Source organism: Marinobacter zhejiangensis (assembly GCF_900114775.1).
GTDB lineage: Bacteria > Pseudomonadota > Gammaproteobacteria > Pseudomonadales > Oleiphilaceae > Marinobacter > Marinobacter zhejiangensis.
In genome coordinates this window covers 51,229-71,710 of sequence record NZ_FOUE01000002.1, presented here as the reverse complement: position 1 = coordinate 71,710, position 20,482 = coordinate 51,229, and the positions used below count along the sequence as shown (strand labels likewise).

Sequence of the window (20,482 nt, the reverse complement as noted above, 5' to 3'; positions counted from 1 at the left end):
GGACTCGCCCTCATCCAACACTGAAATGGTGTTTCTCCATAAAATAAGAACAGGAGTAGACTCCATGAGCCTAGGTCATACACTTGGATTACTGGCCCACCCAGACCAGGAGTGGGAAGCAATTCGAAAGGACTCTGAAAGTGTCAGCAAACTGTACTTTGGCCACATACTGCTGCTGGCATTGATTCCGGCAGCGGCAGGCTATTACGGCAGCACCCAGGTCGGCTGGCAAATCGGCGACGGCCAGGTCATTCGGCTGACGACGGGAAGCGCCCTGCAACTTTGCGCGCTGTTTTATGCCGCCATGCTGGCCGGCATTTATATACTCGGACGCTTTATCGACTTCTTCGCCGCCACTTATGAAGTCAGGGAAAGACAGCCCCACGGCGTGACCCTGGCGGCCTATACGGCTACCCCGGTGTTCCTTCTGGGCGTCATCGCAGCCTACCCCAACATCTGGGTCAACATGGCCGTTGGCTTTGTTGCCATTACCTATGCTGTGTACCTGCTTTACGAAGGTCTGCCCATTCTCATGAAAATCCCGGAAGGCCGGGGGTTCATGTTTGCGTCATCGGTTTTGACCGTGGGCCTGGTGATGTTTGTTGCTCTGCTGGCAACCAGCGTGGTTATCTGGAGCTTGGGAATAGGGCCCGTGTATGTGAGCTGAACCACCGAAAAGTGGCTGATACCGGACACCCTCAGGGTCGGCTTATTGCCGACCCGCTCACATTTTATACAGGACAAATGGTGCCGGTAGATTTTCAGTCATTTTACCCAACGCAAAATTGCGGTAAATTACACACATAACCATAATGCAGAAAGTTTAGCTCGGTCATGTATCCGGTTGAGGCGTAACAGGAGTCGGCCATGAATAAGCAGTCCGGCATACATTATCTCCGTGAGCACAGGGATGCCGGTGATAAATTCGCGCTGCCTGCCGAAATTGTTCGCATTCGCGATACAGTTTCCGCTGGGTTGGGTGATTTATTGCAGGGAGCCTTCGATGCAGTGGATGACTCGCTGTTTGAGCTGGCTAACAATGCCCGCAGCAACAACGAGCAGAACCGCTATTTCGAAGCTATGCGGGAGATCCGGATCAAGCGCAAGGGCATTGAAAAACATTTTCAAGGCGCCATCGCGCAGCTATTCAATTACCCCCCAAGAAGCAGTAGCAGTCAGCATAAAGATCAGGAAAATCAGCCGGCAACCGCCGACAGCCTTGCTCTGGTTCAACACGATGAACTGGAAGAACAGGTCGCGCTCAACGCCATGATTACCAAGTCCCGGGCACACTTCCAGGGACCTCTGATCCAGCTGCAAACACGGTTTTCATCCGTTTACCCCGGCGCCAGCGACGATAACCCGGTCAATCCGCTTGCCCCGGAGCACCTTTGCACAGCGTTCGTTGAAGCTGCCCAGGTCCTGGAAATCCAGATCCGAGAACGGCTGATTGTGCTTAAGCAGTTTGACCGCTATGTGGTTTCCAACCTCGGCATGCTCCTGGATGAGGCAAACCGTATCCTGATACAGGCTGGCGTCATCCCGAACTTCCGCTATCACGGGAAGAAAAGCCCGCAGGCCACAGCTGACCAAGCCTCTGGGGAGTCAACCCCAGGCCAGGCAGCCGCCGGAGGGGACGATGAAGCCGTCAACCATCAGGATGAGGCCCTGTTCGAGCAGATTCGCCAACTCCTCAACCAGCAAAGGACCAGTTCAGGCCTACCGCCCCGCTCAGCCGACCCGACCTTGCACGTGGTCGGTGGCAACGAACTCATTCAGCTCCTGAGCGCCCTACCCCCGTCGCCACAGGAACTGCACCATGGCGACCTCAGCGGTGGTGAGCCCTTAGTGGTTGACCTTCACCAGGTTGTCGAACGCTTGCTGAGCCAGGCCAATACCGCGGAAGGCAAGACACCGGCACTCAACGAGGTGGATGAAGACCTGATCAACCTGGTCTCCATGCTGTTTGAGTTCATTCTGGACGACTACAACCTGTCGGCGCCCATTCAGGTGCTGATCAGCCGTCTTCAGATTCCGATTCTGAAAGTTGTCATCAAAGACAAGACGTTTTTCAGTAAAGCCGGGCACCCGGCCCGCCGACTCCTCAACTCACTGGCCCGTGCAGGCATTGGCTGGAGCAAGAGCGACGAGAAGACCCGCGACAAACTCTACGACCAGATCCACACCATCGTGTTGCGGATACTTGAGGAGTTTGACGGGGACGTCTCACTGTTTGAGCAGCTTGGAGAGGAGTTCGAGCAGTTCCTCGCCCGAGAAAACCGCAAGGCGTCTCTGGTCGAGCAGCGTACCCGCGAGGCGGAACGTGGCCGCATCAAATCGCAGAAAGCCCAGCAGACCGTCGACCGACTGCTCCAGCAGAAGCTGTTCAAACAGAACATCCCTGAGACCATTCGCGACATCCTGGTCAATGGCTGGAGCCGGGTCATGTTCCTGGCCTATCTGCGCAACGACGTTGAGAACCGTTGGGACAGCTCAGTACGGGTTGTCGATGACCTGCTCTGGTGCCTGCACCCTCACCTTGACGATTCCGAACGCGACCAGTGGGTCCGGGTTGTACCGGGACTGCTTAAATCCCTCCGCTCCGGGCTGGACGAAGTCTCTTACAACTCCAGCCGGCTGGATGAGATGATGGCGGAACTGAAGCATGAGTTGACCGAAGCCTTTCGGGCCCATGCGTTTGCTGAAGCCCAGGCCCCGCTGGACCGGGAGACTGTCGATGAAGAGGCTGAGCCAGAAGAGCAACACCCGTCGGCGATCGACAAGCAACAGGAACTCGAAGATGCCGCAGTTGCCGAATACATTGCGCAGATTGATGCCATCAACATTGGCACCTGGGTGGAGTTCGGCCTGGTGAATGGCACCAGCTTCCGCTGCAAGCTGACCGCCATCATCGAAGAAGCCGACTGCTTTGTCTTTGTAAACCGCATGGGCCTTAAGGTGGTGGAGAAAACCCGCACCGAACTTGCCCACGAAATGCGGCGCGGGCGCCTTACCGTGCTTGAACAGGGCGCCCTGATCGACCGCGCTCTGGACGCCGTGGTTGGCACATTGCGAGGTAAAACAGGGTAATCCCCTGTTTTACCTCCGCCAGCAGTACCCTGAGTGAATCCGTCACAATGACACCAGTTGGCAGCCGATCGCTCCTTCCGGCGCCGTACCGCATAACTGTAGCCATCCCTCTGGCGCTGCTGATCCACACGCTCATCTTTGCGCTCATTCGGTTTGAACCCGCTGTCGAAGATCCTGAGCCGGAGATGATCAAGATCACTCTGTCCCGCACCGGCTCAGTTGCCACCCCAGCCACCAGCACCCCGACCCCAAATGCGTCAGAACAGGTGGTGGAAGAGGTACCCCAACCAACCGAGGCTGCCCCTGAGATTCTAGTGAGCGAAGAAAGCCCTCAGCCGACCGCGCAGCCCGAGGACAGCCAGCCGGAACCCGCCCAGCCTGCCACCCGCGCCACAACGACGCCATCCGTTGAACAGGTCGCAACCATTGAGGACAAGGAAGGCGACCAGGGCCAGACAGAAAACACCGAACAGATCACCCAGATCAGCGAGCCCGCTCAACAGACTTCGTACATTGACCTTCTGGCGGCACGCATCGTCAGCTATGCCACGCCTTACTTTAACGACGCCTATCGGGCCGAGCTAACCGCGGTGACTGCGGTTGAAGTGGAATTGCAGCTTATGAACAACGGCGCCCTCATTGGCGCATCCATTACCCAACCGTCCGGGGATGCGGTCCTGGATCGGGCAGCTTATCGAGGGGCATTAGGGGCGAGCCCGTATCCGGAGCCGCCAGCAGGAAATAAAGAAGGGAACCGGTTCCGGGTCACTATCAAGTTCGCCCCGGAACGCATTTGAGGTGAGTGGCAGCGCCACCCACCTCTCGGCAAATCAGGCTTCAGCCTGCTTTGCCGCAGCCTTGACCATCTCGGCCAGTTCACCGCTCTCAGAGAGCTCCAGCACGATGTCGCAACCGCCCACAAGCTCACCACCAATATACAGCTGCGGGTAAGTCGGCCAACTGGAATAGGCCTTCAGCGCCTCGCGCAGCTCCTGATTGTCCAGGATATTTACGAACGCAAAACGCTCTCCACACGCCATCAGCGCCTGTACAGTGCGAGCAGAAAATCCACACTGGGGAGACTGCGGAGTCCCCTTCATGTACAGGATGATCGGGTTTTCATCCAACTGGCTCTTGATCGTTTCGTTAATATCCATGGAGTTTACCTCTTCGTTACAAATCGGGCCTCAGTGGAGGCGGGTATGGGGCTATTGTACACACCCATTGGAAGCGGCACCAAGAGAAGGCGATGAGCCAGGACGATCATTGTCTTCCCTGCCCCGACCCGCTAAACTCGGATCTTCGCCGAATCGCTGGCGCATGACGCAATCCCATTACCCAACCCCTGCTGGAGCGGACGTCCCGCTGCCAGGGTTTATTTTTTCGGGTTACGGGTCCTTTCCGGATTGCACCGGTAATTGCACCAAAGGGGCGCACCTTGTCTGTAGCAAGCGCCTCAACCACCGTATCGAGCAAGTGCCACGACCCAATCGATCCAAGGAACTGAACAAAGGCCGCGAACATGGCAGCAAGACATTTTCTGACTCTCGAAAATCTGACCCCCAGCGAACTAAACCAGCTTCTGGACCACGCCAGCAAGCTCCGGGAAGAATGGCGCCGCGGTGACACCAGGGACTCCCTGAAGAACCGGGTGCTGGCGATGATCTTCGAGAAGTCTTCCACTCGCACCCGCGTTTCGTTTGAAGCCGGTATGGCACAACTGGGCGGCTCGGCGCTGTTTTTGTCTCCCCGGGATACTCAGCTGGGGCGCGGCGAGCCTATTGAGGATTCGGCCAAGGTCATTTCCAGTATGGTTGATGCGGTGATGATCCGCACCTTTGCCCACAATACCGTTACAACGTTTGCCAAGGCATCCCGGGTTCCGGTCATCAATGCCCTGACCGATGATTTTCACCCTTGCCAACTGCTGGCTGACATGCAGACCTACCGCGAGCACCGTGGCAATATCCAAGGCGCAACGGTCACTTGGGTCGGCGATGGCAACAATATGTGCAACTCGTACATCAATGCCGCGATCCTGTTCGACTTCAAACTGCGGGTAGCCTGCCCAGAAGGCTACGAGCCACCAGCAGAACTTATCGACAAAGCCGCTGACCGAGTGACCATTATTTCCGACCCGGCAGAAGCCGCCAGGGACGCCAATCTTTTGGTGACCGATGTCTGGGCATCGATGGGCCAGGAAGAAGAGCAAAAGATCCGCGAAGCCGCGTTCAAGGACTACCAGGTCAACCCGGAACTGATGGCTCTGGCCGCACCTGATGCCCTGTTTATGCACTGCCTGCCGGCCCACCGGGGCGAAGAAGTGTCAGAAGACATGCTGGATCATCCGGGCTCGGTGGTGTGGGACGAGGCAGAAAACCGTTTGCACGCCCAAAAAGCCCTGCTGGAATTCCTGATTCTCGGCACACTGGACTGACATCGGAATGAATACAGGCTCACCGACCGAATCCCGATGGCTGCTGGAAGTTAACGACCTTGCTTGTGGTTATGGCGAGGGCGCTGTTGTCAGCGACATCAACTTTGCTCTGGGCCATGGTGACATCGGCTGCCTGCTTGGCCCCAGCGGATGCGGTAAAAGCACCATCCTCAGGGCTCTGGCGGGGTTCCTCCCGCTGTCTCAGGGCAACATCCAACTGGACGCGCGTACCATCAGCCTGCCTGGACGCACCTTGCCGCCGGAAAAACGTCGGATCGGCATGGTGTTCCAGGATTACGCCCTGTTCCCCCACCTGACCGTGGCCAAGAACATCGCGTTTGGCCTTCGCAACCTCAAGCGTGACGAATGCGAGCAGAAGGTGAAGCAACTGCTGGAACTGGTTCACCTCCAGGGGCTTGCAGATCAATACCCGCACGAACTCTCTGGCGGTCAGCAACAACGGGTTGCACTGGCCAGGGCCCTGGCGCCACAGCCAACCCTGATCCTGCTGGATGAACCGTTCTCCAACCTGGACGCCGACCTGCGGCGCCGGCTCAGCCTGGATGTCCGGGAGATTCTCAAGACACTGGGCATCAGCGCCATTCTGGTCACCCATGATCAGCAGGAAGCGTTTGCCATGTGCGACCAGGTCGCGGTACTGAAATCGGGCAGTATCCAGCAATGGGATGAGCCATATAACCTTTACCACGAGCCGGCGAACCGATTCGTCGCAGGCTTTGTTGGCCAGGGCGGCTTTGTTCCAGGTAAAGCCCTGGGACCGGACGCTATCGAATCTGAGCTTGGCACCATACGGGGCAACCGGGCTTACCGCTGGCCCGCCGGCACACTGGTCGACATCCTGATACGGCCAGATGACATTGTCTTTGACCAAAACTCAGAACTCAAAGCCAAAGTCATCGAGAAAACCTTCGCTGGCACCTCAACGCTCTACCGATTCCACCTGTCTGACGAAACCGAATTTGAAGCCCTGTTCCGCAGCCACCTAGACTTCCACCTGGGTGAGATGGTGCCGCTAAAGGTCGAAGCCGATCACCTGATCGCCTTCGAGCGCTAGGAGCCCCTCACGGGGCCCCTCCCGCCATCGCCTGAAGACGGCGGATCACACTGGTCAGCTGTGCCGAATTCGCTCAATGGCATCTTCCCAGCCGGCATAGAGAGACTCCCGCAAGCCCGGCGACATGTCTGGAGAGAACCGACGCTCCCGTTCCCACATGGATGAAATATCGTCCAGCCCCTGGTACACCCCGGTCTGCAGCCCCGCCAGGTAAGCCACCCCAAGTGCCGTCGTTTCGGTTACCCTTGGGCGATCCACCGGTACATTAAGGATGTCAGCCAAAAACTGCATCACCCAGTCGTTGACGACCATCCCACCATCTACCCGCAACTCCTGCAGGCGGGCACCGTCATTACGGATGGCCCGAATCAGATCCTTGGTCTGGTAACACACCGACTGCAGAGCCGCAGTAACGATCTCACCAATACCGGTATCACGGGTCAGGCCCAAAATAGCACCCCGGGCATCCGGGTCCCAATGCGGCGCACCAAGACCGGTAAAGGCCGGCACCATATAAACGGAGTTGTCTACCCCCACCCGCTCGGCATGGGCCGTAGACTCCGAAGCGTGGGAAATCAGCTGCAGCCCGTCCCGCAACCATTGCATGGCCGCCCCGGCAACAAAGATACTGCCTTCCACCGCGTAATAGGTGACGCCGTTTAAACGATAACCTACGGTTGTCAGTAAGCGGTTTTCAGAACGCAGGGGCTCGGTACCGGTATTCATCATCAGGAAACAACCGGTGCCGTAGGTGCTCTTGGCCATCCCCCGTTCAAAGCACGCCTGCCCCACCAGGGCCGCCTGCTGATCACCGGCAATACCCGCCACCTGAACCGGGCCACCCAGCAATTCAGCCTCTGTAACACCGAAGTCCGCTGCAGAATCCAATACCCCCGGAAGGATTTCCTTGGGGACACGAAACAGCGCCAGCAGCTCGTCATCCCACTGCTGGGTGTGAATATTGAACAGAGACGTCCGGGAAGCATTGGTCGCATCGGTCAGGTGCGATTTACCTGCCGTCAGTTGCCAAAGCAACCAGGTATCCACCGTGCCGAATGCCAGCTCACCGGCTTCAGCACGAGCCCGGGCACCCTCAACCTCATCCAGAATCCAGGCAATCTTGGTCGCAGAAAAGTAGGGATCAATCAGCAGCCCAGTGCGCTCAACCACCAGGCTTTCTTTGTCCCGCGAGCGTAGCTGACTGCAGGTGGCTGCTGTGCGACGATCCTGCCAGACAATGGCCGGGTGAATCGGCTCTCCCGTTGCACGGTCCCAGATCACCGTGGTCTCCCGCTGATTGGTAATCCCCGCTCCGGCAAGGTCGGCACCAGTAAGCCCGGCCTTCTCCAAGGCTTGCCGGCATACATTGAGCGTACTCTGCCAGATTTCCATGGCATCATGTTCAACCCAGCCGTCGCGGGGGAAGTACTGGCGAAACTCTTGTTGCGCAACGGCGACAATGTCACCGCTCTTTTCAAACACTATGGCCCTGGAACTGGTAGTTCCCTGATCAATCGCCAGCATATAGGTCGGCATCCGGGTTGTCCTTTATCGTCGAATCCGGCAGATTCCAGAGCACAAGCATGTGACCGTAAAACCGCCAGTATTATCATTGGATTTTCGTAAACGAAAATTATAATGAACTCACCGGTCACCGCAAACCCAAACCGCACCACCGGATTCACACATTGGACCAATGACATGACCATAAATGCCCGCCACGAGAACATCGTCGAACTGGTTAACGAGCGAGGCTTCATGACCATCGAAGCGCTCGCCGACCACTTTGACGTGACTCCCCAAACCATTCGCCGCGACATCAATACTCTGGACGAATCCGGCCGACTCAGGCGCTACCATGGCGGAGCGGGCCTTGCCACCAGCACAGTCAACATGGCCTATTCCGAGCGCAGCATCCGTAACCTCGAAGAAAAACAGCGCATCGCAGAAACCATTGCCGCACGGGTACCAGACAACAGCTCGCTGTTTATCAACATCGGCACAACCACGGAAACCATCGCCAAGGCACTGCTGGCCCACAAAGGACTCACGGTCATCACCAACAACCTTCATGTTGCCAGCATTCTCTGCAGCAAAGACGACTTCACCGTCATTATTGCCGGCGGCATGGTCCGAAACCGTGACGGCGGCATCATCGGGGAGGCAACGGAGGAGTTCATCCGGCAATTCAAGGTCGACATTGCCATTATCGGTATCAGCGGCATTGACAGCGATGGCGACCTGCTCGACTTCGACTACCAGGAGGTTCGGGTCGCCCAGGCAATCATCGAACACAGCAGGCAAATCTTCCTGGCAGCCGACCACACCAAGTTCGGCCGCAACGCCATGATTCGGCTGGGGCACATCTCCCAGGCCACTCACCTGTTTACCGACAGCCAACCCAGTAAACGACTCAGCGCCTGCATTGCCGAGTCCGGAGTTAATCTGATCATCGCTGAAGCTCCTGATCAGGAATGAGCCAGAATATTCGGAAATGAAAATTTAACTTGGTTGATACTTCGACTTTCGGTTAATATTTCACCATCAATTTTTCATTTACGAAAATACCGGTGAAAAGCATGACACTTCAGGGGAATCGACCCACAGCCAGCTACGCTACGTCCGACACTTACGACCTGCTAGTGGTCGGCGGGGGCATCAATGGGTGCGGAATCGCCGCCGATGCCGCCGGGCGGGGTTTGCGAGTGATGCTGTGCGAGAAAGGCGACCTGGGCTCAGCCACATCGTCGGCAAGCAGCAAGCTGGTACATGGCGGGCTGCGTTACCTGGAGCATTATGAGTTCCGGCTGGTTCGGGAAGCCCTGGCTGAACGGGAGGTTTTACTGAAGGTCGCCCCACACCTGGTGCGCCCCATGCGCTTTACCCTCCCCCACCAGCCGCACCTTCGCCCAGGCTGGATGATTCGCTGTGGACTCTTCCTGTACGACCACCTTGCGCCCCGGGAAACCCTGCCGGGCGCCAAAAGTCGTCGCTTTGACGGATCCGGACCTCTCAACCCCCGAATCAAGAAGGGGTATAGCTATTCCGACTGCTGGGTTGACGACGCCAGGCTGGTCATCGCCAACGCCCAGGCTGCACGTAATCATGGCGCCCGCATCGAACGCGATACTCTGTGCGTTCGTGCCCGGCGCTTGCCTGACCAGTCGTTATGGGCGGTTGAAACCGAAAGCACTCAAACCGGCTTGCGCAAGACGGTCTACGCCAAAGCACTGGTTAACGCCAGCGGTCCATGGGCTGCCCGGCTATTTGACGATGCCTTTGAGCTACCTTCACCTCACAACGTTCGCCTTGTCAAAGGCAGTCACATCGTGGTTCCACGCATTGTGGATCAGGAGGGCGCGTACATTCTTCAGAACACCGATCGCCGCATCGTGTTCGTGTTGCCCTACGAAGACAATTTCAACCTGATCGGCACAACCGATAAAGAGTACCAGGGCAACCCGAATGACGCCCACATCGATGATGACGAGATTCAGTACCTGCTTGACGTCGTCAACGGGCACTTCATTCACCAGATCGACCGCAAGGACATCGTGCATACCTATTCTGGCGTGCGCCCCCTGCTCGATGACGAATCCAGCGACCCGTCGGCCATCACCCGGGATTACACCCTGGAGTTACAAGGCTCAGAGCAAGAAGCCCCTCTACTCAGCATTTTCGGCGGCAAGATCACCACTTACCGAAAGCTGGCGGAAGCCGCCGTGGAGAAACTGAGGGACCATTTCCCGCAAATGCCGCCATCCCGTACCCGGCAACAGGCACTTCCCGGCGCAACCGAGGAAATCAACACCCGTTCAGCCATCCGGGAGTGCCTGGCGACGCTCTACCCCAAGCTGCCTGCACCACTGATTGACCGCTACAGCCGCTGCTACGGCATACTGGCCATCCGCTTTCTTGGCAGCAGCGAAACCACGAGGGATCTGGGCGAGCACTTCGGCGATACCCTGTACCAGAAGGAAGTGGCCTACCTGATGTCAGATGAATGGGCCCGAACCACCGATGACATTCTCTGGCGGCGAACCAAGCTGGGGCTGAGACTGGAGGCGGATCAGGTCGAACACCTGAAACTGTGGATGGCTGGTCAGAGCGAAAACGCCGCCTGAAAGCAAAACTCGAAAGCAAAAAAAAGGGCCGGAAATTCCGGCCCTCAAATGACGAATGAAACAAGGAAAGTTCGTAAGAACTACAACCTCAAAAGTCATCCCTTACACGAACAAGTATCGGGGATCAGGTGCCTGCCTTCAGTGGAGGTTGTGTATTACTTTGTTACATTCAGTGACTTGGCGAGACCTGCATCACAGCTGGCCGCCGACTAAACAACAGATTTTTTCCTTGGCCACACGAGACTGAACCGGGCGCCCCCAAGGTCGTCGCTGCGGCACACAAACGCCTGCCCACCATGCCAGTACAATATGCGACGAACAATCGACAAGCCCAGGCCATACCCACCCGAATTTCGAGTACGACTGTCATCCAGTCGGGCGAACGCCGTAAAGACCTTTTCCCAGTCCTCTTCCGGAACTCCGGGACCATCGTCCTCCACATCCACGCGACAGTTGTCGTCATCCAGCTGACACCGAACCCGCACCCGGCCATTCGCATAACGCGCGGCATTGCCAACCAGGTTCTGGATGGCTCGATGAATATAACGCGGCTCGACATCCGACATCGCCCACTGCTCCGATCCGGGTGCGATGTCCGCTTCAATAACGATGCCAGGACGAATCAGTTGCTGCTCACCAACCACCTGCCGCACGATATCCGTGACTGACGTTTCGACCAGCGAGAATACCGGGCCACCCTGTTCCAATCGCGCATAGGTCAGGATTTCATCGATCAGCTCATCCAGCTCCTGGATATCACCGTCAATACCATCTAGCTGCTTCTGAAGTGCTTCGGCACTATCACAACCTTCAAGCATCTGGACCCCAAACCGGATACGAGCTACTGGGGTACGCAACTCATGGGACACCGCGTGAATCATTTCGCGCTGAACACCAACCAGCCGCTGGATATGCTCCGCCATCCCATTGAACGAACTAGCCAGTCTGGAGACCAGAGTGCTGCCACTTTCTTCGACGCGCGCCCCCAGCTCACCGCGGGCGATACGGATCGCCACCGACTCAACCGCCCGCAGGTTCTGGTCCACACCCCGCACCAGCATCAGCAGAGCTGCACCCATCACCCCTGCTGCCACAAACAGCAGCAAAAGCACCACACTCCAGTGCCACGAGTCGAAGCGTGGGGGCAATTCCAGATTAACCAGAGAGCCATCCGCCAGCCGAAGCAAAACACGACCGGAGTCGCCCTGACGATAGAAGGCTATACCGCGCTCAGATACCTGACCGAGTACCGCCTCGGCGGGCAAGTCGCGTTCACTGGCCAAGGGCCTCAATGTAATCGCCAACCGTGATGACAACTCTGCCATCAGCGGATCCCGGTCTTCGGGAAGTGCCTCACTCAAATGAGCCAGCGCAATCAGGGCAGCAGTCTCAGCCACCTCCCGATAGGTGTCACGGAACAAGAACTCCAGCACCTCACCGCTAGGGCTCAACACAAGCAAACGCCATCCCAACTCGGTCTGAACCGCAACGACCTGGCCATAGCCCAGACGCTCCTGCACCAGTGGCGATGCATCCAGACTGCCACGCTCGACAAGGCGAAAGTCGTGATGTGCCAGCAACCAGGGGTATTGTTGTTGAGGTGAAGGAACCGCCGCCAGCCAACGCAGCAACGGCGCAGGATAGTACTCCTGCCAAGACTGTTCGCGAACAGAGTTCAAGCCCGAAAACAGGGTAAAGCAAAGAACCACGACCAGCGCCGCAAGTCCGAGCAAGCGGAGGTATAGTTTGAGGAAGAACTTCAGGGGCATGAACAAAACCCTGGGGAAAGTGTCGCCGGCCAAGCTGGCCGGCTCAGGAGTCAGGAGATCAGGCTTCCTTCACAAACAGGTAGCCCTTACTGCGGACCGTCTTGATTCGACGTGGGTGAACAGGATCATCACCAATCTTCGGTCGAATTCTCGATACCCGGACATCAATGGAGCGGTCCTGACCATCGTATTCGATCCCCCGCAGCGCGGTGAAGATCTCTTCCCGACTCAGAACGCGGCCGGCACTGCTGGCCAGCAACCACAACAGATCGAACTCGGCACTGGTCAGGTCGATGCTTTCATCATTCAGCCAAGCCTCCCGCATGGAGCGGTCAACCACCAAGTCGTTGAACTGGAGGCGCACCGGCTCTTCGCCGTTGTCGCCGTCACTCTCAACGCTCGAGGTATCCCCAACCCGCCGGAGCAGGGCACGAATCCGCGCCAACAGAACACGGGGCTGCACGGGCTTGCCAATATAGTCATCAGCCCCCATCTCAAGACCCAACACCTGATCCAGGTCGTCGGTCCTCGCGGTAAGCATAATGATGGGACCAGAGAAAAATGGCCTGACCCGACGGCAGATCGACAGCCCGTCTTCGCCAGGCAACATCAAATCCAGAACCACCAGATCCGGCTGTTCATTACGGATGCGCTCAACCGCATGCCCACCATGATTCTCTACGGTAACCGTCAGGCCATTGCTCTCGAGGTATTCCCGGGTCAGGTCTGCCAGCCGTTCGTCGTCCTCTACGATGAGGATACGCCAACTCTCATTCGTCTGTTCCACGCCATCCATCTCTGATTTGTTGTGTCATTTCGGCCTGTTTTTAAAAGCATAGGCTCTATTCTGAAAATTTTCCGGGGCAATTACGCAGCCCGGTTCCAGAACCAACCTTTGCTAAACCTTTTCTTAAAAAATAGGGTACCCAAGGAAGAAACCGATTACTCCTCAAGTGGTCTCTCAAACAATACAGGCAACGTCCTGTAACAGCAATTATACATGCTATTCAGAAATATACATGGAGCGCCCAGTTCTTTACATCAGGCAACATTCAGGAGCTGAGTAATTTGCAGGGCTAACTGTCATCCCCTCGTCATAGCCGCTTCATCCGTCTGTCATACCCGGTTCATAGCCTTGTCTGAAAATGGAAACAAAGAGACAAAGCCATGCCCATACAAACTGCCCGCGCCAACCGCTCGGCCCGACGCCTGAACACCGTCATAACCCGGCAGCCGGAGCTGGTCGAGGCCGCTCAACGTCTACGCTACGAAGTGTTTTCCGAAGAATACGACTCCGATCTGGGCTCTTGCACCCCAGGCCTGGACGCCGATGCCTTTGATGACTGGTGTGATCACCTCGTCGTTACCGACGAAGCCACCGGCCGGCTCGTCGCCACGACCCGGATCCTGCACCGCGCCGCCGCAGACAAAGCCGGAGGCTTCTATTCAGAGGGCGAGTTCGATCTGACCAGGCTCTACCAGCTTCCCGGCACCGTTGCCGAGCTCGGCCGCACCTGTGTCCACCCCGACTATCGCAGCGGCGCCACTATCAGCCTGCTTTGGGCTTCTGTGGCGGAATACCTGGTCAAGAACAACGTCGACTACCTGATCGGCTGCGCCAGCATCGGTATGTCCGACGGCGGTCAGAAAGCCTGGCGGATTGCCAAGCACCTGCAGCAGGAATACTTGGCCGATGAGGCCTTTCGTGTCACCCCGAAACGGGAACTGCCCCACCTCACCCACCCGGTCAGTGACGATAGACCCGTGGACGCACCGGCTCTGATCAAGGCCTACATGCGACTCGGGGCCCGGGTCTGTGGCGAACCCTGCTGGGACCCTGACTTCCGTTGCGCAGACCTGTTGGTCATGCTGGAAGTCAACAAACTCGCAGACCGTTACAACCGGCACTTTATTCGCCGGCAACAAGACTGACCCTTAGCCTGCCATGGGAAAAGAGCCTATGAAGGATTACGCCCGACTGACCTATCGGCTAACACTGTTTACCCTATCGCTCTCACTCACAATCGGCATTGCCTGCAGCGTTACGCTGGTCGAGTGGCTGGGGCGTCGTCGCATTGACCGAACGCCGTACGCCCGCTTCTGTTTCCACGGTGCCGTCCGCAGCCTCGGCTTTCGCGTTCGCCAGCAGGGCGATATCTCTGCGAAGCCAGTGCTATACCTCAGTAATCACATCTCCTGGTCAGACATACCAATTCTCGGCGGACAGTCACCCTTACGCTTCCTGTCCAAGGCCGAAGTCGGCAAATGGCCGGTGATCGGCTGGCTGGCCGGGCAAGCCGGAACCCTTTTCATCAAGCGTGGCGGCGGCAAATCCCAATTGTGCCGACAGGAAATCGCAACCACCCTTGAAAAAGGGCAGTCCGTACTGATCTTCCCGGAAGGCACCACCACCTCTGGCATTACTGTACTTCCCTTCCACAGTCGCCTGTTGTGGGCAGCCAAAGACGCCGGGGTCGATATTCAGCCCATCAGCATCGGCTACCTGCGGGATGGACAGCCAGACCACCTGGCGCCCTTTATCGGCGACGACGAATTCCAGGGCCACCTTCTACGGATGCTGAAAAGCCCGTCGGTCGACGTGGGCGTTATTTTCCACCCCACAGTGACGATCAACGAGCACACCGACCTTGACGCCCTCGCCCTCGAACTCCACGAAACCGTCACCTCTGGCCTGAAACGGATCCACCGCGCGGGCGACCAGAGCGAGACGGCGAACGCTGACGCCCTACCTGTTCGTCAGCCTAACTGACGAACCCATCAGAACAGCGGGCGGTTGGCAGCGATCTCTTCTTCGTTCGCCTCCCGCTTGGCCACGATTTCCAAATCGAAGTAGAGGGTAAGGCCCGCCAGAGGGTGGTTCGCATCCACCAGGACCAGGTTGCCATCAATGCCCACCACCTTAACCACCTGGGCCTCTTCCCCGGTGTTGGTCTGGAACTTCATACCCACCTGGAGATCTTCGATACCCTCAAACGCTGACCGGGGAACCTTGCGCACCAGCTCCGGCCGGTGTTCGCCGTAGGCCATGGCCGGCGGAATAGTGACGTCCAGGCAGTCGCCGGGGCCTCGATCGCGCACAGCTTCCTGGATGCCTTCAATAACCCCGTCGCTTCCCAGCAGGAAGTGCAAAGGCTCGCCGCCTTCAGAGGTATCAATGACCTCGCCCGTGTTGCTCTTGAGGCGGTAGTGAACGGTATAAACAGCCAATTTCTGCATTACGATGTCGTGTTTCCTTTGGCCGACGAAAGGCCAATCCTGTTGAGTGCCAGAATCAACAACCGCTGATTCAGTTTATCGCCCGGTTTTTTCGGGTCATCCAGCCCCATGCGCTGAAGCAAGGGCTGCAACTCTCCCAACTCGCTGGAGACCCGCAATGCACCGAACAATGTCGCGATTTTACCACGACCAGTTGCGGTTGCCGCCTTCAGGGTTTTCAGGGCTTTCCCAAGGACCAGTTCATCGTCCGTGAAGTCGCACCCGAACGGAAACGCCGGAAACAGGCCATCTACCCCGGCGACCCGCATCGCCGCCTTCAGCGACTCGGGCGTGTTGTTGCTCCAACTGGCAGGTAGTTGGAAAGCGGCATCAACTTTACCGGCTTTTTTGGCCTGCTTGAGCAGCTCCGGCTGGAACCGCGAATCCGCAATGCGGATCATTTCCAGGTATACCTGCTGGTCCGACTTGCTTCGCAGGTCAGCAACCCCGTACTCGGTAATCACAATGTCCCGCAGGTGTCGCGGAATGGTGCAGTGGCCGTAATTGAAGACGATATTCGAGACAACCTTGCCCCCCGCCGAACGGGTACTGCGCAACGACAGAATGGAGCGGGCGCCCGGTGTTTCATGGGCCATCGCAACAAAGTTGTATTGCCCGCCAACACCACTGACCACCCGCCCGTCTTCCAGACCGTCTGAAACCGCCTCACCTTCCAGCGTATACATCATGGCCGAATTGATAAAACGACTGTCCTTGCGCTGGGCCGCCTTCAGGCGCTGATCGCCAAAGGTGTGGTCATAAAGATGGTTGATGTAGTTGACGCTGGTCATGCAGATGCTGTCGCGCTGCTCCGGCGTCAATTCTCGCAGCTGCTGATAGAAATCCCCGGGGCCCAGGTAGAAGCCACCGTGCATGACTACGCCACCTTTGAGCGAATCACCCAGCGCTAATTGCTCCATTCGTTGGCGTGCTTCGGGGTCATCCAGGTCAGGCTCAAGGGTCTGCTCGCGAACCACCAGCCGCCCACCTTTGAATTGGACTTCTTCGCTGAAGATGCCGTACCGGATCAACCACTGGACATCCCGGGCCCGCAAAGGTGAATCGATTAACTCAGCATCCCGCAGGGCATCAAGGCACCCCAGAGAAATCTCCGGCCCTACCTTCCCTTCGTTGACCAGGGTTTGCAGGCCGGCGTGATCGTATACCTTGCGCTTGAGTATCCCGGCGTTCATCAGGTGTACAAAACCATCCACCATCATCTCACTGCAGCCGTACAAGCCCTGCTCAAAGGTTCCGTCTCCGCCGATTTCAACGGCAACAGGGTTTAGCTCGGCAACCCGGAGGTTATCGTAAACCGCACGCCACGCCTGGTTATTGCTGTGGCGAAGGATCGCGCTATGTACCAGCGCCGCCCCCAGAGACCCAATGCCAACCTGCAGGGTTCCGCCATCCTTCAGCAACGCACTGGCATAGAAACCGATGGCATGATCTGCAGGACTAATTGCCATCTGTGGCACAGGAAACAATCCGTATTCGCTTTTCTGGCGATCAAGCACCACATCAAAGCTGGTGATGGGCAACTCCGCATGATGCCCCAGGTAGGGCAATTGACGGTTGGTTTCACCCACCAGCATAACGGGCTCACCTGCCGCTGCACGCTCATGGAAAACCGGGATAAGGTCCAGCGTCAGATCCGGGTTGCAGCTGACGCTGACGCTCTCCATATCCGCCGATGGGGCAACCATTTGAGCAAGAACGTTGACCCCTTGCGCCAACAGGTCCCTCACCGCATGGGTATAGTTGGTGCAGACGTAGTTCTGCTGCTGACCTTGGTGATTCAGAAAGCTGCCAGCTTTAAAGAAAAACTCCGAAACCTGCACATTCCCCGGTAACTTTCCATCCACAACATCCCGGGCATATTCAAGCTCTGGAATTTCACCATACAGGCGTTGGACAAAGGGCTCGAGGAAGCGACGCTCAAGGGATGATTTACCTTGTGGCGCCAGCATTGAAATTGCCGTAATGATGCGAAGCTGAATCGACGAATCCTGCCGGGCCCTCCGGTACAGGGCATTGGCGAACCGGACAGGCTTACCCAACCCCAGCGGAAGCCCCAGTACGATATTCCGGCCCACACGCTCCAGCACGGCATCAACACAGGCATCCTCTTCGCCGAGGACCACCGGCTTGTCCCTCTCCATCGCTCCCTCCTGACTGATTGTTTTTCTGAGCTGATGCGATCATCACACGACTTTTCGTGGCAAACAATGCGCCAGGGCAACTCCAGGACAGGTCAAGGTAACGAGAACAGGTCAATTCGAAATGGGATTCAGCGCAGGGCCGCGTGACGTTTAAGGATCAAAATGAAAACACGAGAGGGCGAAAACAGGAGGGAAGGCGGTGGAGAGAACGTACAGTCAGCGGTATCAGAAGTCCCACTTGAAGTTAAGACAGGCCCCCCGCTCCAGCAGGGCGACACCATGATCGGGCCGAACGGACTCGGACGCGTACTTTTTGCCCTCATCACCCCGAGTGAAACTCCAGCTCAGCAGCCGGGAGCCAATTTCCGTCAGGGTATCGCCTTCATCCCGCTCAAAATCACCAGACATTTCTTCCTGCAATTCATAAACCGTATCCGGTGAAATTTCATAGTCGAACGTATTGCGCTCACCGGCTTCGGCACGCACGACAAATGCAACCATGTTGAGAGCGAGTAAAGCGACAAAAATGCGAATGATCATGGTAAGCCTGGCTACTTATTTGCGTTACGAATTCTAAGGTCTGTATAGCCTAAAGTCTAACCAAAATAGGGCGTATATCTGTGAATCCGAACACATTGCATTGACTATTTTGTCACCAATTGTAATCAATCTACGTCATTTTTTTGTCGACCTGAATTTGCAACCTCAGGTCAACAGAATGTCACCCGACTGTCTCCTGACTGTCATACAGCATTTCCATAGTGGGTAGTCAGAAAGATGGAAACGGTGAATCAATGTCAGAACAACTACCTCTCGCCAACCGAAGCCGCCATATCGTCGTTGTTTCGGAGACCTTCCCACCGGAAATCAATGGGGTGGCCAATACGTTGAGGCATCTGTGCCAGGGCCTGATGCAGCAAGGGCATCAGGTTTCGGTGGTACGCCCCCGCCAACGCCACGAGGCCACCGGGAGTGTCACCAGCGCAGGGCAGGCACTGTTTACTGACGAACACCTGGTCACCGGCATTCCCCTGCCGGGTTATCCGGATCTCCGGTTTGGCATCACCCGGTCCGCTCGACTGGCACAACTGTGGCGACGCAAGCGCCCGGACGCCATCTATGTGGCCACTCAGGGGCCTTTGGGGGTCGCGGCCGTCAATGCTGCCCGGCGCCTGAGCATTCCGGTCAGTTCGGGGTTTCACACCAATTTCCACACTTACAGCCGCTACTACGGCGCGGGCTTTCTGGAAAAACTCCTGTGCGGGTACGGTCGCTGGTTCCATAACCGGACAGCCATCACCCTGGTTCCAACCCGCAAGATGCAGGCAACGATCCAGGCCATGGGTGTCAATCCCACGGGACTCTGGAGCCGTGGCGTGGATTGCAACCGTTTTACACCCCACAAGCGCGACGACAACCTGCGTAAATCCTGGGGCGTAGACCCGAACGACCGCGTGGTGCTGTACGTCGGCAGGCTGGCTTCTGAAAAGAACCTGCAAATGGCCACCGCCTGTTTTGAACGTATCCACAACCTGCACCCCAAGACACGATTCGTACTGGTTGGGGACGGACCACTGCGAAAGAAGATGGCGGACCGCCATCCCGACTACATCTTCTGCGGCATGCAGCGGGGCGAGGATCTGGCAAAACACTACGCCTCGGGCGACATTTTCCTGTTCCCCAGCAAAACCGACACCTTTGGCAACGTGGTGACGGAAGCCATGGCCAGCGGCCTGGCCGTCGTCGCCTACGATGATGCCGCTGCCAGCGAACACATCAGCCATGAAGGCAATGGTATGAAAGCCGGCCTGGCTGATGACGAGGGTTTTATTGACGCGGCTCTCAAGCTGGTCGACCAGCCCACCCTTCTGAACCGCATCCGCTCCCAGGCACGACTGGACGCTCTCGACCTGAACTGGAGCGTACAGATAGAACAATTTGAACAACTGGTGCTGAACCAGCAACACAGGGTCAAATATCATGCAATCAAGCAAAGCATCCCGCTTCTTTGAAGCCGTTGACCAGCGCGAGTTCGCGCTCTGCCAGAGCATCAATCGGTCCTTGCGGTTCCGACCGGTACACACTTACTTCCAACTGGTCAGCCGACTCGGGGATGGCTGGTTCTGGTATGCACTGATTCTGGCAATCCCGGTTATTCGGCCCGAGGACGGCCTGGCTATTGCGCTGTTAATGGCGGCCACCGGTCTGACCTGCACACTGACTTACAAGCTACTGAAACGGTGGCTGATCAGGGAGAGGCCGTTTATTTCTTTCCCCAGCATCAATTGCGGAACCCCGCCACTGGACCGCTACAGTTTTCCGTCTGGCCACACCCTCCACGCCGTCTGCTTCAACAGCTTTCTGGCAGTATTGGCACCGGAAATCGCCTGGCTGCTCTTACCGTTCACCCTCAGCGTGGCCGCATCCAGGGTGGTCCTTGGCCTCCACTACCCCAGTGATGTTGCTGCCGGGGCGATGATTGGCGGAAGCATGGGCGTCCTGGCCGCTCACAGTTTTGCCGACACCTTCAAAACCATGTTCGGCTAATC

18 protein-coding genes are annotated in these 20,482 nt (G+C 57.2%); 11 read left to right on the top strand and 7 right to left on the bottom strand.

Going from position 1 to position 20,482, the window contains the following annotated elements:
* The first annotated feature begins 64 nt into the window (after window positions 1–64).
* The 3 genes from BMZ67_RS05825 (at window position 65) to BMZ67_RS05815 (ending at window position 3,887) form a co-directional block, all read left to right on the top strand.
* On the top strand, window positions 65–667 hold the full coding sequence (locus tag BMZ67_RS05825) for a Yip1 family protein (RefSeq protein ID WP_092021017.1): 603 nt from the start codon (window positions 65–67) through the stop codon (window positions 665–667).
* A 200-nt stretch (window positions 668–867) separates the two neighbouring features.
* A complete protein-coding gene (locus tag BMZ67_RS05820) occupies window positions 868–3,090 on the top strand; it encodes a DUF1631 domain-containing protein (protein WP_092021016.1) in 2,223 nt (740 codons plus the stop codon).
* Between the two features lie 47 nt (window positions 3,091–3,137).
* Entirely contained in the window at window positions 3,138–3,887 is a 750-nt protein-coding gene (locus BMZ67_RS05815; RefSeq protein WP_092021015.1) for an energy transducer TonB, read from the top strand.
* A gap of 33 nt (window positions 3,888–3,920) precedes the next feature.
* Here the strand turns inward: BMZ67_RS05815 and grxD are convergent, their stop codons facing one another.
* A complete protein-coding gene (gene grxD / locus BMZ67_RS05810; protein ID WP_092021014.1) occupies window positions 3,921–4,247 on the bottom strand; it encodes a Grx4 family monothiol glutaredoxin in 327 nt (108 codons plus the stop codon).
* 365 nt (window positions 4,248–4,612) lie between these two features.
* Between grxD and argF the strand changes: the two genes are divergently transcribed.
* Both argF and BMZ67_RS05800 read left to right on the top strand, forming a co-directional pair.
* The gene (gene argF / locus BMZ67_RS05805) at window positions 4,613–5,527 is read left to right on the top strand and encodes an ornithine carbamoyltransferase (RefSeq protein WP_092021013.1); all 915 of its coding nucleotides are present in this window, start codon (window positions 4,613–4,615) and stop codon (window positions 5,525–5,527) included.
* Between the two features lie 7 nt (window positions 5,528–5,534).
* Entirely contained in the window at window positions 5,535–6,602 is a 1,068-nt protein-coding gene (locus tag BMZ67_RS05800; protein ID WP_092021012.1) for an ABC transporter ATP-binding protein, read from the top strand.
* A gap of 54 nt (window positions 6,603–6,656) precedes the next feature.
* Here BMZ67_RS05800 and glpK read toward each other — a convergent pair whose 3' ends face one another.
* Entirely contained in the window at window positions 6,657–8,138 is a 1,482-nt protein-coding gene (gene glpK, locus BMZ67_RS05795; RefSeq protein WP_092021011.1) for a glycerol kinase GlpK, read from the bottom strand.
* 165 nt (window positions 8,139–8,303) lie between these two features.
* Here glpK and BMZ67_RS05790 point away from each other — a divergent pair, with 165 nt between their 5' ends.
* Together BMZ67_RS05790 and glpD are read left to right on the top strand one after the other, a co-directional pair.
* The gene (locus BMZ67_RS05790) at window positions 8,304–9,080 is read left to right on the top strand and encodes a DeoR/GlpR family DNA-binding transcription regulator (protein WP_092022064.1); all 777 of its coding nucleotides are present in this window, start codon (window positions 8,304–8,306) and stop codon (window positions 9,078–9,080) included.
* A 101-nt stretch (window positions 9,081–9,181) separates the two neighbouring features.
* On the top strand, window positions 9,182–10,726 hold the full coding sequence (gene glpD, locus BMZ67_RS05785; RefSeq protein WP_092021010.1) for a glycerol-3-phosphate dehydrogenase: 1,545 nt from the start codon (window positions 9,182–9,184) through the stop codon (window positions 10,724–10,726).
* A gap of 209 nt (window positions 10,727–10,935) precedes the next feature.
* Here glpD and BMZ67_RS05780 read toward each other — a convergent pair whose 3' ends face one another.
* Window positions 10,936–12,495: an ATP-binding protein gene (locus BMZ67_RS05780; RefSeq protein ID WP_092021009.1), complete on the bottom strand. Its 1,560-nt coding sequence runs from the start codon at window positions 12,493–12,495 to the stop codon at window positions 10,936–10,938.
* A gap of 58 nt (window positions 12,496–12,553) precedes the next feature.
* Window positions 12,554–13,291, bottom strand: coding sequence for a response regulator (locus tag BMZ67_RS05775; RefSeq protein WP_092021008.1), 738 nt, complete (start codon window positions 13,289–13,291; stop codon window positions 12,554–12,556).
* Between the two features lie 371 nt (window positions 13,292–13,662).
* On the opposite strand from BMZ67_RS05775, the gene BMZ67_RS05770 reads away from it, so the two are divergent.
* Window positions 13,663–14,427, top strand: a complete 765-nt coding sequence (locus BMZ67_RS05770) for a GNAT family N-acetyltransferase (RefSeq protein WP_092021007.1) — start codon at window positions 13,663–13,665, stop codon at window positions 14,425–14,427.
* A gap of 28 nt (window positions 14,428–14,455) precedes the next feature.
* Window positions 14,456–15,265, top strand: a complete 810-nt coding sequence (locus BMZ67_RS05765) for a lysophospholipid acyltransferase family protein (protein WP_092021006.1) — start codon at window positions 14,456–14,458, stop codon at window positions 15,263–15,265.
* Window positions 15,266–15,273: 8 nt separating this feature from the next.
* On the opposite strand, the gene BMZ67_RS05760 is transcribed toward BMZ67_RS05765, so the two are convergent.
* The 3 genes from BMZ67_RS05760 to BMZ67_RS05750 all read right to left on the bottom strand — a co-directional run bounded on the left by BMZ67_RS05760 (window position 15,274) and on the right by BMZ67_RS05750 (window position 18,473).
* Window positions 15,274–15,732 (bottom strand): FKBP-type peptidyl-prolyl cis-trans isomerase, encoded by a 459-nt coding sequence (locus BMZ67_RS05760; protein WP_092021005.1) that lies wholly within the window; start codon window positions 15,730–15,732, stop codon window positions 15,274–15,276.
* Complete coding sequence (locus tag BMZ67_RS05755) at window positions 15,732–17,933, bottom strand: acetyl-CoA hydrolase/transferase C-terminal domain-containing protein (protein ID WP_092021004.1); 2,202 nt, start codon at window positions 17,931–17,933, stop codon at window positions 15,732–15,734. Before BMZ67_RS05755 ends, BMZ67_RS05760 begins: the two co-directional genes overlap by 1 nt.
* Before the next feature lie 225 nt (window positions 17,934–18,158).
* Window positions 18,159–18,473 carry a hypothetical protein gene (locus tag BMZ67_RS05750; protein ID WP_092021003.1) on the bottom strand — a complete coding sequence of 105 codons (315 nt, stop codon included), beginning with the start codon at window positions 18,471–18,473 and terminating at the stop codon, window positions 18,159–18,161.
* A gap of 254 nt (window positions 18,474–18,727) precedes the next feature.
* On the opposite strand from BMZ67_RS05750, the gene BMZ67_RS05745 reads away from it, so the two are divergent.
* Both BMZ67_RS05745 and BMZ67_RS05740 read left to right on the top strand, forming a co-directional pair.
* A complete protein-coding gene (locus tag BMZ67_RS05745) occupies window positions 18,728–19,945 on the top strand; it encodes a glycosyltransferase family 4 protein (RefSeq protein ID WP_092021002.1) in 1,218 nt (405 codons plus the stop codon).
* A complete protein-coding gene (locus tag BMZ67_RS05740) occupies window positions 19,914–20,480 on the top strand; it encodes a phosphatase PAP2 family protein (protein ID WP_281246588.1) in 567 nt (188 codons plus the stop codon). Before BMZ67_RS05745 ends, BMZ67_RS05740 begins: the two co-directional genes overlap by 32 nt.
* The last annotated feature ends 2 nt before the right edge of the window (window positions 20,481–20,482 follow it).